The organism is Citrobacter sp. RHBSTW-00029, assembly GCF_014104295.1.
GTDB classification, from domain to species: domain Bacteria; phylum Pseudomonadota; class Gammaproteobacteria; order Enterobacterales; family Enterobacteriaceae; genus Citrobacter; species Citrobacter youngae.
In genome coordinates this window covers 1,045,986-1,062,970 of record NZ_JABXRT010000001.1, presented here as the reverse complement: position 1 = coordinate 1,062,970, position 16,985 = coordinate 1,045,986, and the positions used below count along the sequence as shown (strand labels likewise).

The following is a 16,985-nucleotide window of genomic DNA, read 5'->3' as shown; positions in this document are numbered from 1 at the left end:
ATTCATTTACGGATAAATGCCCTTATCGCTTGGCGCAGTAATTACCATTTTGGTACTATCAAAGCCCTTTTCACTACAAAAGAAGTAATTGCCCACTATGACTCAAGTCGCGAAGAAAATTCTGGTAACGTGCGCGCTGCCGTACGCCAACGGCTCAATCCACCTCGGCCATATGCTGGAGCACATCCAGGCTGATGTCTGGGTCCGTTACCAGCGAATGCGCGGCCACCAGGTTAACTTCATCTGCGCGGACGACGCACACGGTACGCCAATCATGCTGAAAGCACAGCAGCTTGGGATCACGCCAGAGCAGATGATCGGTGAAATGAGTCAGGAGCATCAGACTGATTTTGCAGGTTTTGACATTAGCTATGACAACTACCACTCAACGCACAGCGAAGAGAACCGTGAGCTGTCTGAGCTGATTTACACACGCCTGAAGGAGAACGGTTTTATTAAGAACCGTACGATTTCCCAGCTTTACGACCCGGAAAAAGGTATGTTCCTGCCGGATCGTTTCGTTAAAGGCACCTGCCCGAAATGTAAATCTCCGGATCAGTACGGCGATAACTGTGAAGTCTGCGGCGCAACCTACAGCCCGACTGAACTTATCGAGCCGAAATCCGTTGTGTCTGGCGCGACGCCGGTAATGCGTGACTCCGAGCACTTTTTCTTTGACCTGCCGTCGTTCAGCGAAATGCTGCAGGCGTGGACGCGCAGCGGCGCGTTGCAGGAGCAAGTGGCGAACAAAATGCAGGAGTGGTTTGAATCCGGCTTGCAGCAGTGGGATATTTCCCGCGATTCACCGTACTTCGGTTTTGAAATCCCGAACGCACCGGGCAAGTATTTCTACGTCTGGCTGGATGCGCCAATTGGCTACATGGGCTCGTTCAAAAACCTGTGCGACAAGCGCGGCGACACAACCAGCTTTGATGAGTACTGGAAGAAAGATTCCGACGCCGAGCTGTATCACTTCATCGGTAAAGATATCGTCTACTTCCACAGCCTGTTCTGGCCTGCCATGCTGGAAGGCAGTAATTTCCGTAAGCCGACTAACCTGTTCGTTCACGGGTATGTCACGGTAAACGGCGCGAAGATGTCCAAGTCTCGCGGTACCTTCATTAAAGCCAGCACCTGGCTGAAACACTTTGATGCCGACAGTTTGCGTTACTACTACACCGCGAAACTCTCTTCGCGCATTGATGATATCGACCTGAATCTGGAAGACTTTGTCCAGCGCGTTAACGCCGATATCGTTAACAAAGTGGTCAACCTGGCGTCGCGTAACGCGGGCTTTATTGCTAAGCGTTTTGACGGCATTCTGGCTGCTGAACTGGCCGATCCGGCACTGTACAAAACCTTTACCGACGCCGCAGCGGTAATTGGCGAAGCGTGGGAAAGCCGTGAATTCGGGAAAGCAATCCGCGAAATCATGGCGCTGGCCGACGTGGCGAACCGCTACGTTGACGAACAGGCACCGTGGGTCGTGGCTAAACAGGAAGGCCGTGACGCCGACCTGCAGGCAATTTGCTCCATGGGTATTAACCTGTTCCGCGTTCTGATGACGTACCTGAAACCGGTACTGCCGACGCTTGCTGAACGTGTTGAGGCATTCCTGAACAGCGACCTGTCCTGGGATGCCATTGAGCAACCGCTGCTCGGTCACAAGGTCAACACCTTTAAGGCGCTCTACAACCGTATCGACATGAAACAGGTAGAAGCGCTGGTGGAAGCCTCCAAAGAAGAAGTGAAAGCCGCAGCCACACCGGTGACCGGCCCGCTGGCGGATGACCCTATCCAGGACACTATCACCTTTGACGATTTCGCCAAAGTTGATCTGCGCGTGGCGCTGATTGAAAACGCCGAGTTCGTGGAAGGTTCCGACAAACTGCTGCGCCTGACGCTGGATCTTGGCGGTGAGAAGCGTAACGTCTTCTCCGGTATTCGCTCCGCCTACCCGGATCCGCAAGCCCTGATTGGTCGCCAGACTATTATGGTGGCGAACCTGGCGCCGCGTAAGATGCGCTTCGGTATCTCTGAAGGGATGGTGATGGCAGCAGGCCCTGGCGGAAAAGACATCTTCCTGTTAAGCCCGGATGACGGTGCGAAACCTGGTCAGCAGGTGAAATAACAAAAAAGCCGGAGATTATCTCCGGCTTTTTTTTGTTTTTTTCCGGCTGTCGGCTTCGCCTTACCCGGCCTACAAATCCCGTAGGTCCTGCAAGCACCGCGCCGCTGGCCAAAAATCACGACTTCGCGTTATGTACTCGCGCAGTTAAACCGCGCAAGAAATAGCGCAAGAATTGATCGCCACATTCGCGATAGTTCTTATGGTCCGGTGCACGCATCATCGCGGTGATTTCCGGCATCGATACGCGAAATTTCTGTTCGGTCATGATGGCCAGAATATCATCAGTTTTCAGTGAAAACGCGATACGCAGTTTTTTCAGCACCGTATTGTTGTTAACACGACGTTCAATCGCCAGTTCCGGCGCAGAATCATCTTTGCCACGCAGATGATAGATAAGACCGTTCAGGAAACCGGAGAGAATGATATCCGGGCAGCGAACAAACCCGTCCTCATCTTCTTTTGTCATCCAGGTGTCGAAACCTGCTGAGGTGGATTCCATCTCAGCAAGCGCAAGAATGCGCACCATATCGTTATTGTTCGCTTTCAGGGTGTAGCGCAGGCTACGAAGAATATCGTTACTTAGCATAGAGCCTTCAACTGTCGGTGATGCAATAGCGCGCAGTGTACCAGTTTTACAGGCCAATCGCCTCTTTTAGACTTTTGAGGTACCGACGGCTCACCGGGACAGTCAGTCCGTTACGTAAAATCAGCTCAGCCTGACCGTTATCTTCCAGACGGATCTCCTGCAAATGGGCCATGTTGACCAGGTATTGTCGGTGGCAGCGCAGCAGCGGAGTACGGCTCTCCAGCGTTCTGAGCGTCAGCTCGGTGAATCCTTCTTTGCCATCGCTACTGGTCACATAAACGCCGCTCATCCGACTGCTGACAAACGCCACATCATCCATTTGCAGCAGATAGATTCGGCTATGACCGCTACATGGAATGAACTTAAGCGCCTGCTGATGTTCCGGCAGTAACGACACATCCTGCTTCGTGCGCTCCTGACGTAAACGGATCAGCGTTTTCTCCAGCCGCGTTTCTTCAATCGGCTTAAGCAGATAATCAAAGGCATGTTCTTCAAAGGCTTTCACTGCATATTCGTCAAAAGCGGTGAGAAAAACGATATACGGGCGATGCTCGGGATCCAGCATACCCACCATTTCCAGCCCGCTGATACGCGGCATCTGGATATCGAGGAACAGCACATCCGGACGCAGCTTATGTACTGCACCAATGGCCTCTACCGCATTCGAACACTCTCCGACTATCTCGATGTCGCTTTGCTCCTGTAACAGGATCCGCAGGTTCTCCCGCGCTAACGGTTCATCATCGACAATCAGCACTTTGATCATGCCAGTTCCTCCAGGGGAAGTCGTAAAGTAATTCGGGTAAAGAGGTCAGGCTCACAGGCTACGCTGATGCCAAAATCATCGCCAAACCGTTCCCGCAGGCGTTTGTCCACCAGACTCATTCCAAGCCCGCTGGACTCAGTCGTGGGCTGATACAGTCCGGCATTATCTTCAATATCCAGCATCAGATACTGCCCTTCCTGACGAGCCGTGATAGAGACTTCTCCGGTATCAAGTAGCTGGGAAGTGCCATGCTTAATCGCATTCTCGACTATCGGTTGCAGAGTAAACGCAGGCAATTGCTGATACGAAAGCGCTTCCGGGACCGTTAAGGTCACCTGCAGACGGGACTGGAATCGTGCCTTTTCAATTTGCAGATAGGCATTTACGTGTTCAATTTCATCAGCCAGCGTCACAATTTCCGACGGTCGTTTTAAATTCTTACGAAAGAAAGTCGAGAGATATTGCACCAGTTGGCTGGCCTGTTCGCTGTCACGACGGATCACGGCTTTAATCGTATTCAACGCGTTAAACAGAAAATGGGGATTAACCTGAGCGTGCAGAAGTTTGATTTCTGACTGCGTCAGCATCGCTTTTTGTCGCTCATATTGTCCGGCCAGGATTTGCGCGGAAAGCAACTGGGCGATCCCTTCTCCCAGCGTGCGGTTAATTGAGCTAAAGAGACGGTTTTTAGCTTCATACAGTTTAATCGTCCCCATCACCCGCTGGTTTTCACCACGCAACGGGATCACCAGCGTCGACCCTAATTTGCATTGCGGATGCAATGAACAGCGATAAGGCACTTCATTACCATCGGCATACACGACTTCTCCGGTTTCAATCGCCCGTTGAGTATATGAAGAGGATATGGGCTTGCCTGGCAGGTGATGGTCATCACCAATGCCGGTAAACGCCAGTAGCTTCTCGCGGTCAGTAATCGCCACCGCACCGATATCCAACTCTTCATACAGCACCTGAGCGACCTTCATGCTGTTAACCTCGTTAAATCCCTGTCGCAGAATCCCCTCCGTAGAGGCGGCAACTTTTAGCGCAGTGGCAGAAAACGCCGAGGTGTATTTTTCAAACATCGCGCGTTTGTCGAGCAGAATACGCATAAACAACGCAGCGCCAACGGTATTGGTCACCATCATCGGCGCGGCAATGTTACTGACCAGGTGCAAGGCATCCTCAAAGGGACGCGCAATCAGCAAAATGATCAGCATCTGCACCAGCTCGGCGACAAAGGTAATCGCGCCCGCAGTCAGTGGACTAAACACTTTATCAGTACGGCCACGTCGGGTAAGGACACTGTGTACCAGTCCCCCAAGCAGGCCTTCCACGATGGTCGAAATCATGCAACTGAGCGCCGTCATGCCCCCCATCGAATAGCGATGAAGACCGCCGGTCAGGCCAACCAGTCCCCCAACAACAGGACCGCCAAGCAGACCGCCCATCACCGCGCCGATGGCGCGAGTATTCGCAATGGAGTCTTCAATATGCAGCCCAAAGTAGGTGCCCATGATGCAAAAGATGGAGAAGGTGACGTAACACAGAAGTTTGTGCGGCAGTCGTATAGTGACCTGCATCAGCGGGATAAACAGGCGCGTCTTGCTCATTAGCCACGCGATAACGAGAAACACGCACATCTGCTGAAGCAGCAGCAACACCAGATTAAACTCGTACATACCCGCCAACCACACATTTCTTAAAAGCGCGTAACATACATGGGCTGCGCGTAACTTTCTTTGAACTGTTGCAAAAAAACAGGAATTTGTGAGAACGATCACTCGAAAGCGCGAGTATGACGACAATCTCACCCTTCTTTTGATCAAAAAACAGACAAAACTACCTGGTTCGCAAAAGAGCGTCTAAAGTAAAACTGGGACCTCGCGAGCAAGAGTGAGACAACGATGGCGCTTTACACGATAGGTGAAGTGGCTTTGCTTTGTGATATCAACCCTGTCACTTTACGTGCATGGCAGAGGCGTTACGGATTACTAAAACCTCAGCGTACAGACGGGGGGCATCGCCTGTTTAACGATGCGGACATTGACAGGATCCGTGAGATAAAACGCTGGATAAATAATGGCGTTCAGGTCAGTAAAGTTAAAATGTTACTCAGCAATGAGAACATTGATGTGCATAACGGTTGGCGTGAGCAACAAGAAACGCTATTGAGCTATTTGCAAAGTAACAATTTGCACAGCCTCAGGTTGTGGATCAAAGAGCGTGGTCAGGATTACCCTGCGCAAACGCTCAATACGCATTTGTTTATTCCCTTACGCCGACGTCTGCAATGCCAGCAGCCCATTCTTCAGGCGCTATTGGGGATCCTTGACGGTGTGCTCATCAATTATATTGCGATTTGCCTAGCCTCGGCGCGTAAAAAACAGGGTAAAGATGCCCTGGTAGTCGGCTGGAATATCCACGATACCACCCGCTTATGGCTGGAAGGCTGGGTTGCCAGCCAGCAAGGATGGCGTGTTGATGTACTGGCCCACTCGCTCAATCAGCTACGGCCCGAACTGTTTGAAGGACGCACCCTGCTCGTCTGGTGCGGAGAGAACCAAACCCCTGCACAACACCAACAACTGGATGAGTGGCGCGCGTTAGGTCACGATATTTATCCACTCGGTATTTAATATTTTATTAACAAACGTGTACAATCCTTGAATTCACATAAGGAGTACAAAATGAGCGCAGCTAAAATCGGTGTTATAACCCTCTTCCTGCTGATGGCCATCGGTGGTATCGGCGGCGTGATGCTGGCAGGTTATACCTTTATTTTACGTGCCGGGTAAGGTAGTACGCTAATCGCTCAAACCCGCGATCGACAATGACTGCGGCCAATGCGACCAGCAGCGCCCCCTGGATCACATAGGCGGTATTAAACCCGCTTAACCCGATAATAATCGGTGTTCCTAACGTATTCGCACCAACGGTAGAGGCAATCGTTGCGGTGCCAATATTAATAATCACTGACGTGCGAATCCCGGCCATAATAACCGGTGCCGCGAGCGGAAGTTCGATTTTGCGTAGCCGCTGCCCCTGACTCATGCCCATACCGCTGGCGATATCTATTACGCTGGCAGAGATCCCTCCCAGCCCTGCCAGCGTTGCCTGTAAGATCGGTAACACCCCATACAGGATCAGCGCGATAATCGCAGGCTCCGGGCCAAACCCCATCACCGGTACGGCGATCGCCAGCACCGCAACTGGCGGAAAAGTTTGCCCCACGGCGGCAATGGTTTCCACTATCGGCCTGAATTCCGCGCCCCAGGATCGGGTTACCGCTACACCTGCCCCAACGCCAATAATGACAGCAATCAGGCTTGAAATGCCCACCAACGTGAAATGCGCCAGCGCCAGTGCCATAAAGCTCTCTTGCTGATAAACAGGACGCGGCAATTGGGGAAACAACGCGCTGAACAGTGTCTGGCTGTGGGGCAATCCCACCAGCAACACCAGGAACAGCGCAATGAGCCACAGCAGAGGATCAAACAGATGTTTCACTGTGCGGTGTCTCCGAAAGCAGATCGTGAAAATGCAACGTACCACGGGCCACGCCATGGGCATTAACCACCGGCAACACATCACAGCCACGGGCGACAAAAACAGATAACGCATCACGTAACGTCATCTCGTCCACCAACGGCTCACCGGCCAACTGTTCACCACGACGGGTAAAATCTCCCACCGTGCGCAATGACAGCAGTCTTACACCCAGTTCACTGTGGCCAAAAAAGGTCCGCACGAAATCATTCACCGGAGCCGTCAACATCGACAGCGGCGTGCCCTGCTGCACCACCTGGCCCGCATCCATTAACACCAGGTGCTCCGCCAGTCTCAGCGCTTCATCGATATCATGCGTCACCAACACGATGGTACGACCCAACAGACGGTGGATACGCCTCATCTCCTGCTGTAGCGCACTGCGTGTTACCGGATCCAGCGCGCCAAAAGGTTCGTCCATCAGCAGGACCTGAGGGTCAGCCGCCAGCGCGCGTGCCACACCGACCCGCTGCTGTTGGCCGCCGGAAAGCTGATGCGGATAGCGGTGACGCAAATCCGCTTCCAGCCCCAGCAACGCCATCAGTTCTTCTGTTCGGGCATCAATACGCGCACGTGACCACTTCTGCAGCTGTGGTACGGTGGCAATGTTCTGGGCGACAGTCCAGTGTGGAAATAAGCCAATCGACTGGATGGCATAGCCCATACGTCGTCTTAATTCCAGCACCGGCAGGCTACGGATCTCTTCCCCGGCAAAACGGATCTGCCCACTGTCATGCTCGACCAGCCGGTTGATCATTTTCAACGTGGTGGATTTCCCCGAACCGGAGGTCCCAATTAATACCGAAAAGCTCCCTTCGCCTAAATGCAGATTGAGATCGCTCACGGCCTGTTGCTGGTTATAGGTTTTATTGACATGGCTAAATTCAATCATCGTTTGTCACCTTCAGCAGCGCTAAGCCTAAATCAAACAGCGCATCAATCAGCACTGCCAGTACCACCACCGGAATCACACCCAGTAGCACTAAATCAACGGCGCTACTGAGCAGTCCCTGAAAGACCAACGCGCCAAATCCGCCAGCCCCAATCAATGCGGCAATGACCGCCATCCCCACCGTCTGTACCATCACCACCCGCAAACTACGCAGGAAAACGGGTAGCGCTAACGGAAGCTGCACCGAAAGAAAACGCTGACGCGCGCTCATCCCCATCGCCCGCGCACTTTCCATCACATCACGCGGAACCTGATTCAGCCCGGCCACCACGCCACGAACCAGTGGCAATAAGGCATACAGCACCAGCGCAATCAGCGCCGGCGTCAGGCCCGTTCCCGCTACGCCGAGCCAGCTAAGCCACGGGAAATGCTTAACCAGTCCGGCAAGCGGCGCGATCAACAAACCAAACAACGCGACGGAGGGGATCGTCTGGATGATATTAAGCACAGCAAATATTGGCCCCTGACGCGAAGCAGAAAAGGTGCACCAGATACCCAGCGGCACGCCAATACACAGCGCAGGCACCACAGTACCGAACAGAATAGTCAGGTGCTGCGCCAGAGCATCATCAAAGACATCATGGCGGTTGGCATATTCTTTGAGCAGAGAAAGATCGTTAAGGGTGCCGGTCAGCAGCAGCGCCACTGGCACAATGACAATTTGCGCATGCAGCACCCAGCGCCACAGCGGCTGAGCGGTGATACGCCGAATGGCGTCACTGCCAGCCAGCAACAACACCCCAACCCCAAGCCAGAAACCGCTCCCCAGGCTGGTTCTGGCGACAGAAGTTCCCGTCTGAGCCAGATGCGTTGCCGTTTTCCCGGCCATAAACAACGCCGCTATCACCAGTAACTGGACAACAACCAGCGTCAATACACTGCCGGATTTACCGGGTATGAAGCATAGAACCACGAGCAGTAAAAGTGTCGCCGCCAGTCCCCACGCCATGTGGGGCCAGACCTCCCAGAGTTGGCGACCTTCACCGGAAACCAGACGATTAGGGGCATAACTGATGAAAGGAAGCGCGGCTGCGGCCACGGTCAGAACCACCAGCAGCAACAGCACCCGATTAACGGATATCTTCGACACAACACGCACCTGCTGCAAATCCGTTACTTCACCCATCCTTTTTGCTTCAGGTAATCTGCCGCGACTTTTTTCGCATCCAGCCCCTCAACGGCGATACTGGCGTTGAGCTGCTGCAGCGTTTTTTCATCCAGGCTGGCAAATACCGGCTGTAGCCATTCCCCCATTTGCGGGTAGTCTTTCAGCACCGACTCACGCACGACGGGCGCTGGCGCGTAAATCGGCTGAACCCCTTTAGGATCGCTTAATGTTTGCAGCCCCAGCGCGGCAACAGGGCCATCGGTTCCGTAAGCCATTGCGGCATTAACTCCGGAGGTCTGCTGCGCCGCAGCTTTAATTGTCACTGCGGTATCGCCCCCTGCCAGCGACAACAATTGGTTCTGATTGAGTTTGAAGTCATACGCTTTTTCAAATGCGGGCAGCGCGTCTGCACGCTCAATAAACTCAGCAGAGGCCGCCAGTTTGAACGTCCCCCCCTCTTTCAGGTAGCGGCCTAAATCCGCAAGAGAGACAAGTTTGTTTTTTTCAGCGATATCCTGACGTACTGCAATAGTCCAGGTATTGTTGGCTGGCGCAGGCGTTAGCCAAATCAGTTTATTTTGCTCAGCGTCCAGTTTTTTCACTTTGTCGAAACCGGCCTGCGCATTTTTCCACGCGGGGTCGTTTTCATCTTTAAAAAAGAATGCGCCATTGCCGGTATATTCCGGATAAATATCCAGTTCACCGGAAGTGATGGCCCCACGCACCACGGGCGTAGTGCCCAGTTGTACTTTATTGACAGTTTTCACGCCGTGGCTCTCAAGCACCTGCAAAATAATATTGCCGAGCAGCGCCCCTTCGGTATCAATTTTTGACCCCACAGTGACGGGTGACGCGGCCTGTAAAGGCAAGCTTATCGTGGCCAGTAACGCCAGCGAACCCACCCATACCTTTGAGATTATCATGCTGCTCTCCTCATCCTTTTGCTGCCCTTTTCAGAGACTTGAGGAAAAAGCATAGTCGAAAAATCAGGGCTTAACCTGCAATTGGGGAGTAAGAGAGGGATTCGTTAACCGTAACGTGATGAGAAATAAGAAGCAGACGCGGCGCGTACGCCTAAAGATAAAGGCCGGAAACCCGGCCTTTAATCGCTAATCAATTACAGCAGCTCAAATTCGCCCTGCTTCACTCTGGCAGAATCCACGCCGATAAAGACGTTAAACTTGCCCGGTTCGGCATCGTATTGCATACGCTGATTCCAGAACTTCAGCGCTTCAATGTCTATCGGGAAGCTGACGGTCTGGGTTTCACCTGGCTTGAGGTTCACTTTCTCAAAACCTTTCAGCTGTTTGACCGGACGACTCATTGAAGCGGTCACATCCTGCAAATACATCTGAATAACCGTTGCACCTTCGCGCTTGCCGGTGTTGGTCACCTGCACGCTGGCCGTCACGGTCCCGTCACGCTTCATCGTTGGGGAGGAGAGCTTCACATCAGAAACCGTGAACGTGGTGTAGCTCAGACCATAGCCAAAGGGATACAACGGACCATTCGCTTCATCAAAGTAGCGCGACGTGTACTTGTTCGGCTTGTCCGCATTATACGGGCGACCGGTATTGAGATGGCTGTAATAGACCGGGATCTGTCCGACAGAGCGCGGGAAAGACATCGGCAGTTTACCTGACGGGTTGTAATCACCAAACAGCACATCGGCGATGGCGTTACCGCCTTCCGTCCCGGCAAACCAGGTTTCGAGGATCGCATCAGCCTGTTGATCTTCTTTAACCAACGCCAGCGGACGACCGTTCATCAGCACCAGCACCAGTGGTTTACCGGTTGCTTTCAGCGCGGCAATCAGGTCACGCTGACTCTGTGGAATAGTGATATCGGTGCGGCTGGAAGCTTCATGCGCCATACCCTGCGCTTCGCCGACTACCGCAACCACCACGTCAGACTGCTTCGCTGCGTTCACGGCTTCATCGATCATCGCCTGCGGCGAGCGCGGGTCAACCTTCACCGCCTCTTCATACAGATTGAGGAAATCGACAATGCCTTTGTCGTTGGTGATATTCGCCCCTTTGGCGTACAGCACTTTGCCCTTATCACCGACGGCATTTTTAATCCCAGTCAGTACCGTTACCGACTGATCGGCAACACCGGCAGCGGACCAACTGCCCATCACATCACGCTTGCTGTCGGCCAACGGACCGACGACTGCCACGGTGGCGGATTTTTTCAGCGGCAACGTTTCCAGACGGTTTTTCAGCAGCACCAGGCTTTCTCGCGCTACTTCACGCGCCTCTTTACGGTGCAAACGGCTTTCCGCGTTGGTGTCCTGTGGGTCAGATTCTTTGGCCCCCAGATGACTGTACGGGTCATTAAACAGCCCCATATCATATTTTACATTCAGTACATGACGCGCGGCATCATCGAGTTCCGCCATCGTAACCTTGCCCGACTTAATCAGCCCCGGCAGATACTTACTGTAATACTCATCGCTCATACTCATATTGATGCCGGACTTGATCGCCACACGCACTGCATCTTCAGGATCGGAGGCGGTACCGTGCTTAATCAGTTCCTTAATCGCGCCGTGATCGGAAACGGTAATACCCTTAAAGCCCCATTCATCACGCAGCACGTCTTTTAGCAGCCAGGCATCAGAGGTGGCGGGCGTCCCATTCAATGAATTAAGCCCCACCATCACCGCACCGCTACCGGCATCCAGTCCGGCCTTGTATGGCGGCATATAGTCGTTGAATAAACGCTGCGGACTCATATCCACAGTGTTGTACTCTTTTCCGCCCTCAACGGCGCCATAAGCAGCGAAGTGCTTGACGCTGGTCATCACTGAATACCTGTCGGCCGGGCTTTTCCCCTGCATCGCTTCCACCATGGTTTTGCCCATGATGGCGGTCAAATACGTATCTTCACCAAAACCTTCGGATGCACGGCCCCAACGCGGATCGCGAGAGACATCGACCATCGGCGCCCAGGTCATATTCAGACCATCGTCTGCGGCTTCATACGCAGAAATACGGCCAACGGTTCTGACCGCATCGAGATTAAAAGAGGACGCCAGGCCGAGACTTATCGGGAACACAGTACGTTGGCCGTGCAATACGTCGTAGGCAAAAAAGAGAGGAATTTTCAGGCGGCTGAGTTCCATCACCTGATCCTGCATCTTACGGATATCCTGGCGCGTGACGGTGTTAAAAATCGCCCCAACCTGTCCATCTTTGATCATTTCACGGATGGCTTCTTTCGGGTTATCAGGTCCGACGCTTATCAACCGCAATTGCCCAATTTTCTCATCCACGGTCATCTGTTTGAGTAAATCGGTCACAAACGCATCCCGCGCTTCAGGCGTCAGTGGATGGTTACCAAACAAGGTGTCCGCCAGCGCTGGTTGCAACGCCAGGCCCACAGCGACACCTACAGAACATAGCCATTTCATGTTGATTCTCTCTTAATTTCTACCCGACGAGGCAGCGAAAATATAACAAAAACCGCAGCTTGCCGTAAGCCTAAACGGGAGTGGGGAAGAAAGCTAAGGATATTCTCTGAATTTTCAAAACCAGCATGAATCAGTGGGATACAACACAGAGACAATGCGAATGAGAAAGCGTATTGTCATACATAGCGCTATGCTTGTTCCTGATATTGAGTCCCACCACAAGGAGTGGAGAATGTCTTCCATTACAACAATTGATAATAAAGCGTTTCTGACTGAATTGACCCGACTGGTCGGCCATTCACACCTGCTCACCGAACCGGCCAAAACTGCCCGTTATCGTAAAGGCTTCCGCTCGGGCCAGGGCGATGCGCTCGCCGTCGTATTCCCTGGCTCGCTATTAGAGCTGTGGCGTGTCCTCAACGCCTGCGTCTCGGCTGACAAAATAATCCTGATGCAAGCCGCCAATACCGGTCTGACCGAAGGCTCTACGCCTAGCGGCAATGATTACGATCGCGACATCGTTATCATCAGCACTCTGCGCCTCGATAAGCTGCACGTCATCGGCAACGGTGAACAGGTGCTGGCTTATCCCGGTACGACACTTTATTCGCTGGAAAAGGCGCTCAAACCTTTTGGCCGTGAACCGCATTCGGTGATCGGCTCTTCCTGTATCGGTGCTTCCGTGATCGGCGGTATCTGCAACAACTCTGGCGGATCGCTGGTGCAACGTGGTCCGGCATACACAGAAATGTCGCTCTTTGCACGCATTGACGAACAAGGTAAATTGCAGCTGGTCAACCATCTGGGTATCGAGCTGGGTCAGACTCCGGAGCAGATCCTGAGCAAACTTGATGACGAGCGGATCAAAGATGATGATGTCCAGCACGATGGGCGTCATGCACACGATCATGATTACGTCACCCGCGTCAGAGATATTGAGGCCGATACGCCGGCACGCTATAACGCAGACCCTGAGCGTTTGTTTGAATCTTCTGGTTGCGCCGGAAAGCTTGCGGTGTTCGCCGTGCGCCTGGATACCTTTGAGGCTGAGAAAAACCAGCAGGTATTTTATATCGGTACCAACCAGCCAGAAGTGCTGACAGAAATCCGTCGTCATATTCTGGCCAAATTTGAACATCTGCCGGTCGCGGGTGAATATATGCACCGCGATATCTATGACATCGCCGAAACCTATGGCAAAGATACGTTTCTGATGATCGACAAACTCGGCACTGACAAAATGCCGTTTTTCTTTACGCTGAAAGGCCGCACCGATGCGATGCTGGAAAAAGTGAAAATTTTCCGCCCGCACTTTACCGACCGGGCGATGCAGAAGTTTGGCCATTTATTCCCCAGCCATTTACCGGCACGGATGAAAAGCTGGCGTGATAAATACGAACATCACCTGCTGTTAAAAATGGCCGGTGGCGGTGTAGCTGAAGCACAAAGCTGGCTGACTGAGTTTTTCAAAACTGCCGAAGGTGATTTCTTTGCCTGTACGCCGGAAGAAGGTAGCAAGGCATTTTTGCACCGCTTCGCAGCGGCGGGCGCGGCCATTCGATATCAGGCCGTCCATGCGGATGAAGTGGAAGATATTCTGGCGCTGGATATTGCGCTGCGTCGTAACGATACCGAATGGTATGAGCACCTGCCGCCGGAAATAGACAGCAAACTGGTGCACAAACTCTATTACGGCCACTTTATGTGCTATGTCTTCCATCAGGATTACATCGTGAAGAAAGGTGTGGATGCTCACGAACTGAAAGAGCAAATGCTAGTGTTACTGCGTGAGCGCGGGGCACAATATCCTGCAGAACATAACGTGGGGCATCTGTATAAAGCACCTGAAACATTGACGCGTTTTTATCGCGAAAACGACCCGACCAACAGTATGAATCCGGGTATTGGCAAAACCAGTAAGCAGAAGTACTGGAAAGAATCGTAGGCCCGATAAGCGTAAGCGCCATCGGGCACGTTGCCGGGGGCGCTTCGCTTGCCCGGCCTACGGTTTAATCGTTTTGTGCGGTTTGCTCACCTGTCGCTGAACCCGCTGCCGCCATCTGGGCGGCTTTTTGCTTTTTATAGCTCAGCGCCGCGGCCGGAACAGGCATCACCTTGCCGGTTTCGATCCAGGTGCGTAAACGACTGGCATCAGCAAAGTGGGTATATTTGCCAAAGGCATCCATGACCACCAGCGCTACCGGCTTGTTATTAATAACCGTACGCATCACCAGGCAGTGACCAGCGGCATTAGTAAACCCAGTTTTGGTGAGCTGAATGTTCCAGTTATCACGGTACACCAGATGGTTGGTGTTACGGAACGGCAACGTATAAGCCGGATTAGCAAAGGTCGCCATGTCTTCACGCGTCGTACTCAACTGACCAATCAGCGGATACTGCTTGCTGGCAATCAGCAGTTTAGTTAAATCACGCGCCGTCGAGACGTTATGAATCGATAACCCGGTCGGTTCCACAAAGCGCGTCTGGGTCATTCCCAACGACTTCGCCTTCGCATTCATCGCCTTGATAAATGCGTTATAACCGCCCGGATAGTGGTGCGCCAGGCTTGCCGCTGCGCGGTTTTCTGAGGACATCAGCGCCAGTAGCAGCATATTCTTACGACTGATCTCACTGTTCAGACGCACACGAGAGTAGATGCCTTTCATTTCCGGCGTCTGACTGATGTCAACTTTCAGTTTTTCATCCAGCGGCAGTCGTGCATCAAGCACCACCATCGCCGTCATTAATTTGGTAATCGACGCAATCGGACGCACGAGGTCCGGGTGGTTCGAATAGATAACTTTGTTGGTATTCAGATCAACAATCATCGCACTACCAGAAGCAATCTCAGGTTGAGATGCCGCTGCAGTAGTCGCCGTTTTCGCTACGGCTTGGGGTGCAAAAGGAACGGCCAGCACCAGGGCAAGACTTAATAATGAAACTCGGAATTTCAGCATGATGAGGTTTCTGATAATGGTTCACGCACGTCATAACGCACACCGCCTGAAATAAGGATTATCTCAGGCTAGCTCTGGCATCATAGCGATCCGGCAGGTTTGCCGCTACAGAAGAATCATCTCGAAATGCTGCGTTGCTGACTTTTACGCCAACAACGCAGCACAGACAGGTTGTACGCCTAGAACAATCGGTACCCGTAACCCCACAGGATCACCGTAATCGCCAGCAGAACCTCCAGCACCAGCACGCCAATCGCCAGCGTTGAACTGGAAAAGCTCAGCCCTTCTTCTTTAGTGATATTCAGGAACGTTGGAATACCGAGATAGAGTAAATAGCCGGTGTAAAACAGCGCGATGGTTCCCACGAGCGCACACAGCCAGACCAGCGGATACAGCGCCACCAGCCCGCTTAAAAACAGCGGCGTGGCAACATATCCGGCAAAGACCATACAATGCGCCAGCGACGGGCGTCGCGAGTAATTACGCGCCATCCACCAGATAACTCTGCCCATGATGGCCACACCCGCCAGCATCACGCCGTAAAACAGAATTGCCATCGCAAATCCGGTAAACAGGGATAACTTCAGTATATTGCCGTCGCCAAAATTCCAGCCAATTTGCGTGGTGCCAATAAACGCACAAATCACCGGGATTGCCGCCATCAGCAGTACATGGTGGGTATAGTGATGCGAAACACTTTCGTTTTCGCTGTTGATCACGTGCATTTCACGATCGGGATGGGAAAACAGCCCCCAGACATGGTTCATACCGCCCCCTTCTTGTCAGCTCCGGACCTCAACACTTCAAGTATAATTCAGCTTTTGATTATTTTATGTACACATGAAAAATACCGATACGCTGAGTTGCTGCTTTTCCGGCATGAACTATTCACTGGGTGTATGCTATGGAACGTGGAGGTCATACAACGTATGGATATAACGCATTATGTTGAGCAATACGGCTATGCGGCGCTGATTATTGGCAGCCTTGCCGAAGGCGAAACCATTACCTTGCTAGGCGGTGTTGCTGCGCATCAGGGAATTCTTAAATTTCCGCTGGTGGTACTCTCCGTCGCGTTGGGTGGGATGATTGGCGATCAGTTACTCTTCTTACTTGGGCGTCGTTTTGGCGGCAAAATCTTACGTCGTTTCTCGCGTCATCGGGCAAAAATCCACTACGCGCAGAAGATAATCCAACGGCGTCCCTACCTGTTTGTGGTCGGCACGCGCTTTATGTACGGTTTTCGCGTCATTGGCCCGTTGCTGATTGGGGCCAGCCACCTGCCACCGAAGATTTTCATCCCACTGAATATCCTGGGGGCGTTTGTCTGGGCATTGCTGTTTACCACGCTCGGCTATGTGGGCGGTGAAGTGATTGCCCCATGGTTGCATAGCCTCGACCAGCATATTAAACATGGGGTGTGGTTGGTTCTGGTTATCGGCGTTGTAGTGGCTGCCCGCTGGTGGATGAAACGGCGAAGTAAACGCAAAGAACACGCAAATTGACCCGACAGAGGCTTCT

Annotated in this window: 15 protein-coding genes; 5 read left to right on the top strand and 10 right to left on the bottom strand. The window is 52.6% G+C overall.

What is annotated here, in order from left to right; genetic code table 11:
• Nucleotides 1–97: 97 nt before the first annotated feature.
• The gene (gene metG, locus HV041_RS04985) at nt 98–2,131 is read left to right on the top strand and encodes a methionine--tRNA ligase (RefSeq protein ID WP_048211188.1); all 2,034 of its coding nucleotides are present in this window, start codon (nt 98–100) and stop codon (nt 2,129–2,131) included.
• A gap of 115 nt (nt 2,132–2,246) precedes the next feature.
• Here metG and HV041_RS04980 read toward each other — a convergent pair whose 3' ends face one another.
• Genes HV041_RS04980 through HV041_RS04970 form a run of 3 tightly spaced genes read right to left on the bottom strand, consistent with a single transcriptional unit; the run spans nt 2,247 to nt 5,165 of the window.
• A complete protein-coding gene (locus HV041_RS04980; protein ID WP_005129173.1) occupies nt 2,247–2,717 on the bottom strand; it encodes a DUF1456 family protein in 471 nt (156 codons plus the stop codon).
• 46 nt (nt 2,718–2,763) lie between these two features.
• Entirely contained in the window at nt 2,764–3,483 is a 720-nt protein-coding gene (gene btsR / locus HV041_RS04975; protein ID WP_005129174.1) for a two-component system response regulator BtsR, read from the bottom strand.
• Nucleotides 3,480–5,165, bottom strand: coding sequence for a sensor histidine kinase (locus HV041_RS04970; protein ID WP_048211187.1), 1,686 nt, complete (start codon nt 5,163–5,165; stop codon nt 3,480–3,482). The genes btsR and HV041_RS04970 overlap by 4 nt, the downstream gene beginning before the upstream one ends.
• Before the next feature lie 225 nt (nt 5,166–5,390).
• On the opposite strand from HV041_RS04970, the gene mlrA reads away from it, so the two are divergent.
• Both mlrA and HV041_RS04960 read left to right on the top strand, forming a co-directional pair.
• Complete coding sequence (mlrA, locus tag HV041_RS04965; protein ID WP_048211186.1) at nt 5,391–6,122, top strand: HTH-type transcriptional regulator MlrA; 732 nt, start codon at nt 5,391–5,393, stop codon at nt 6,120–6,122.
• A gap of 51 nt (nt 6,123–6,173) precedes the next feature.
• Nucleotides 6,174–6,281, top strand: a complete 108-nt coding sequence (locus tag HV041_RS04960) for a protein YohO (protein ID WP_003027354.1) — start codon at nt 6,174–6,176, stop codon at nt 6,279–6,281.
• Here HV041_RS04960 and HV041_RS04955 read toward each other — a convergent pair.
• The 5 genes from HV041_RS04955 to bglX all read right to left on the bottom strand — a co-directional run bounded on the left by HV041_RS04955 (nt 6,262) and on the right by bglX (nt 12,507).
• On the bottom strand, nt 6,262–6,993 hold the full coding sequence (locus HV041_RS04955; protein WP_048211185.1) for an ABC transporter permease: 732 nt from the start codon (nt 6,991–6,993) through the stop codon (nt 6,262–6,264). The two genes, HV041_RS04960 and HV041_RS04955, sit on opposite strands and share 20 nt — an antisense overlap.
• The gene (locus HV041_RS04950; RefSeq protein ID WP_121584812.1) at nt 6,977–7,924 is read right to left on the bottom strand and encodes an ABC transporter ATP-binding protein; all 948 of its coding nucleotides are present in this window, start codon (nt 7,922–7,924) and stop codon (nt 6,977–6,979) included. Before HV041_RS04950 ends, HV041_RS04955 begins: the two co-directional genes overlap by 17 nt.
• A complete protein-coding gene (locus tag HV041_RS04945; RefSeq protein WP_165712394.1) occupies nt 7,917–9,110 on the bottom strand; it encodes an ABC transporter permease in 1,194 nt (397 codons plus the stop codon). Before HV041_RS04945 ends, HV041_RS04950 begins: the two co-directional genes overlap by 8 nt.
• On the bottom strand, nt 9,098–10,015 hold the full coding sequence (locus tag HV041_RS04940) for an ABC transporter substrate-binding protein (protein WP_048211182.1): 918 nt from the start codon (nt 10,013–10,015) through the stop codon (nt 9,098–9,100). Before HV041_RS04940 ends, HV041_RS04945 begins: the two co-directional genes overlap by 13 nt.
• Nucleotides 10,016–10,209: 194 nt before the next feature.
• Nucleotides 10,210–12,507, bottom strand: coding sequence for a beta-glucosidase BglX (gene bglX / locus HV041_RS04935; RefSeq protein ID WP_075551361.1), 2,298 nt, complete (start codon nt 12,505–12,507; stop codon nt 10,210–10,212).
• Between the two features lie 232 nt (nt 12,508–12,739).
• Between bglX and dld the strand changes: the two genes are divergently transcribed.
• Complete coding sequence (gene dld / locus HV041_RS04930; RefSeq protein ID WP_101741576.1) at nt 12,740–14,452, top strand: D-lactate dehydrogenase; 1,713 nt, start codon at nt 12,740–12,742, stop codon at nt 14,450–14,452.
• A gap of 64 nt (nt 14,453–14,516) precedes the next feature.
• Here dld and pbpG read toward each other — a convergent pair whose 3' ends face one another.
• Together pbpG and HV041_RS04920 are read right to left on the bottom strand one after the other, a co-directional pair.
• Entirely contained in the window at nt 14,517–15,464 is a 948-nt protein-coding gene (gene pbpG / locus HV041_RS04925; RefSeq protein ID WP_048211180.1) for a D-alanyl-D-alanine endopeptidase, read from the bottom strand.
• Between the two features lie 179 nt (nt 15,465–15,643).
• Entirely contained in the window at nt 15,644–16,231 is a 588-nt protein-coding gene (locus HV041_RS04920; RefSeq protein ID WP_005129189.1) for a Yip1 family protein, read from the bottom strand.
• A 162-nt stretch (nt 16,232–16,393) separates the two neighbouring features.
• On the opposite strand from HV041_RS04920, the gene HV041_RS04915 reads away from it, so the two are divergent.
• Nucleotides 16,394–16,969 (top strand): DedA family protein, encoded by a 576-nt coding sequence (locus HV041_RS04915; protein ID WP_121584814.1) that lies wholly within the window; start codon nt 16,394–16,396, stop codon nt 16,967–16,969.
• Nucleotides 16,970–16,985 lie beyond the last annotated feature (16 nt).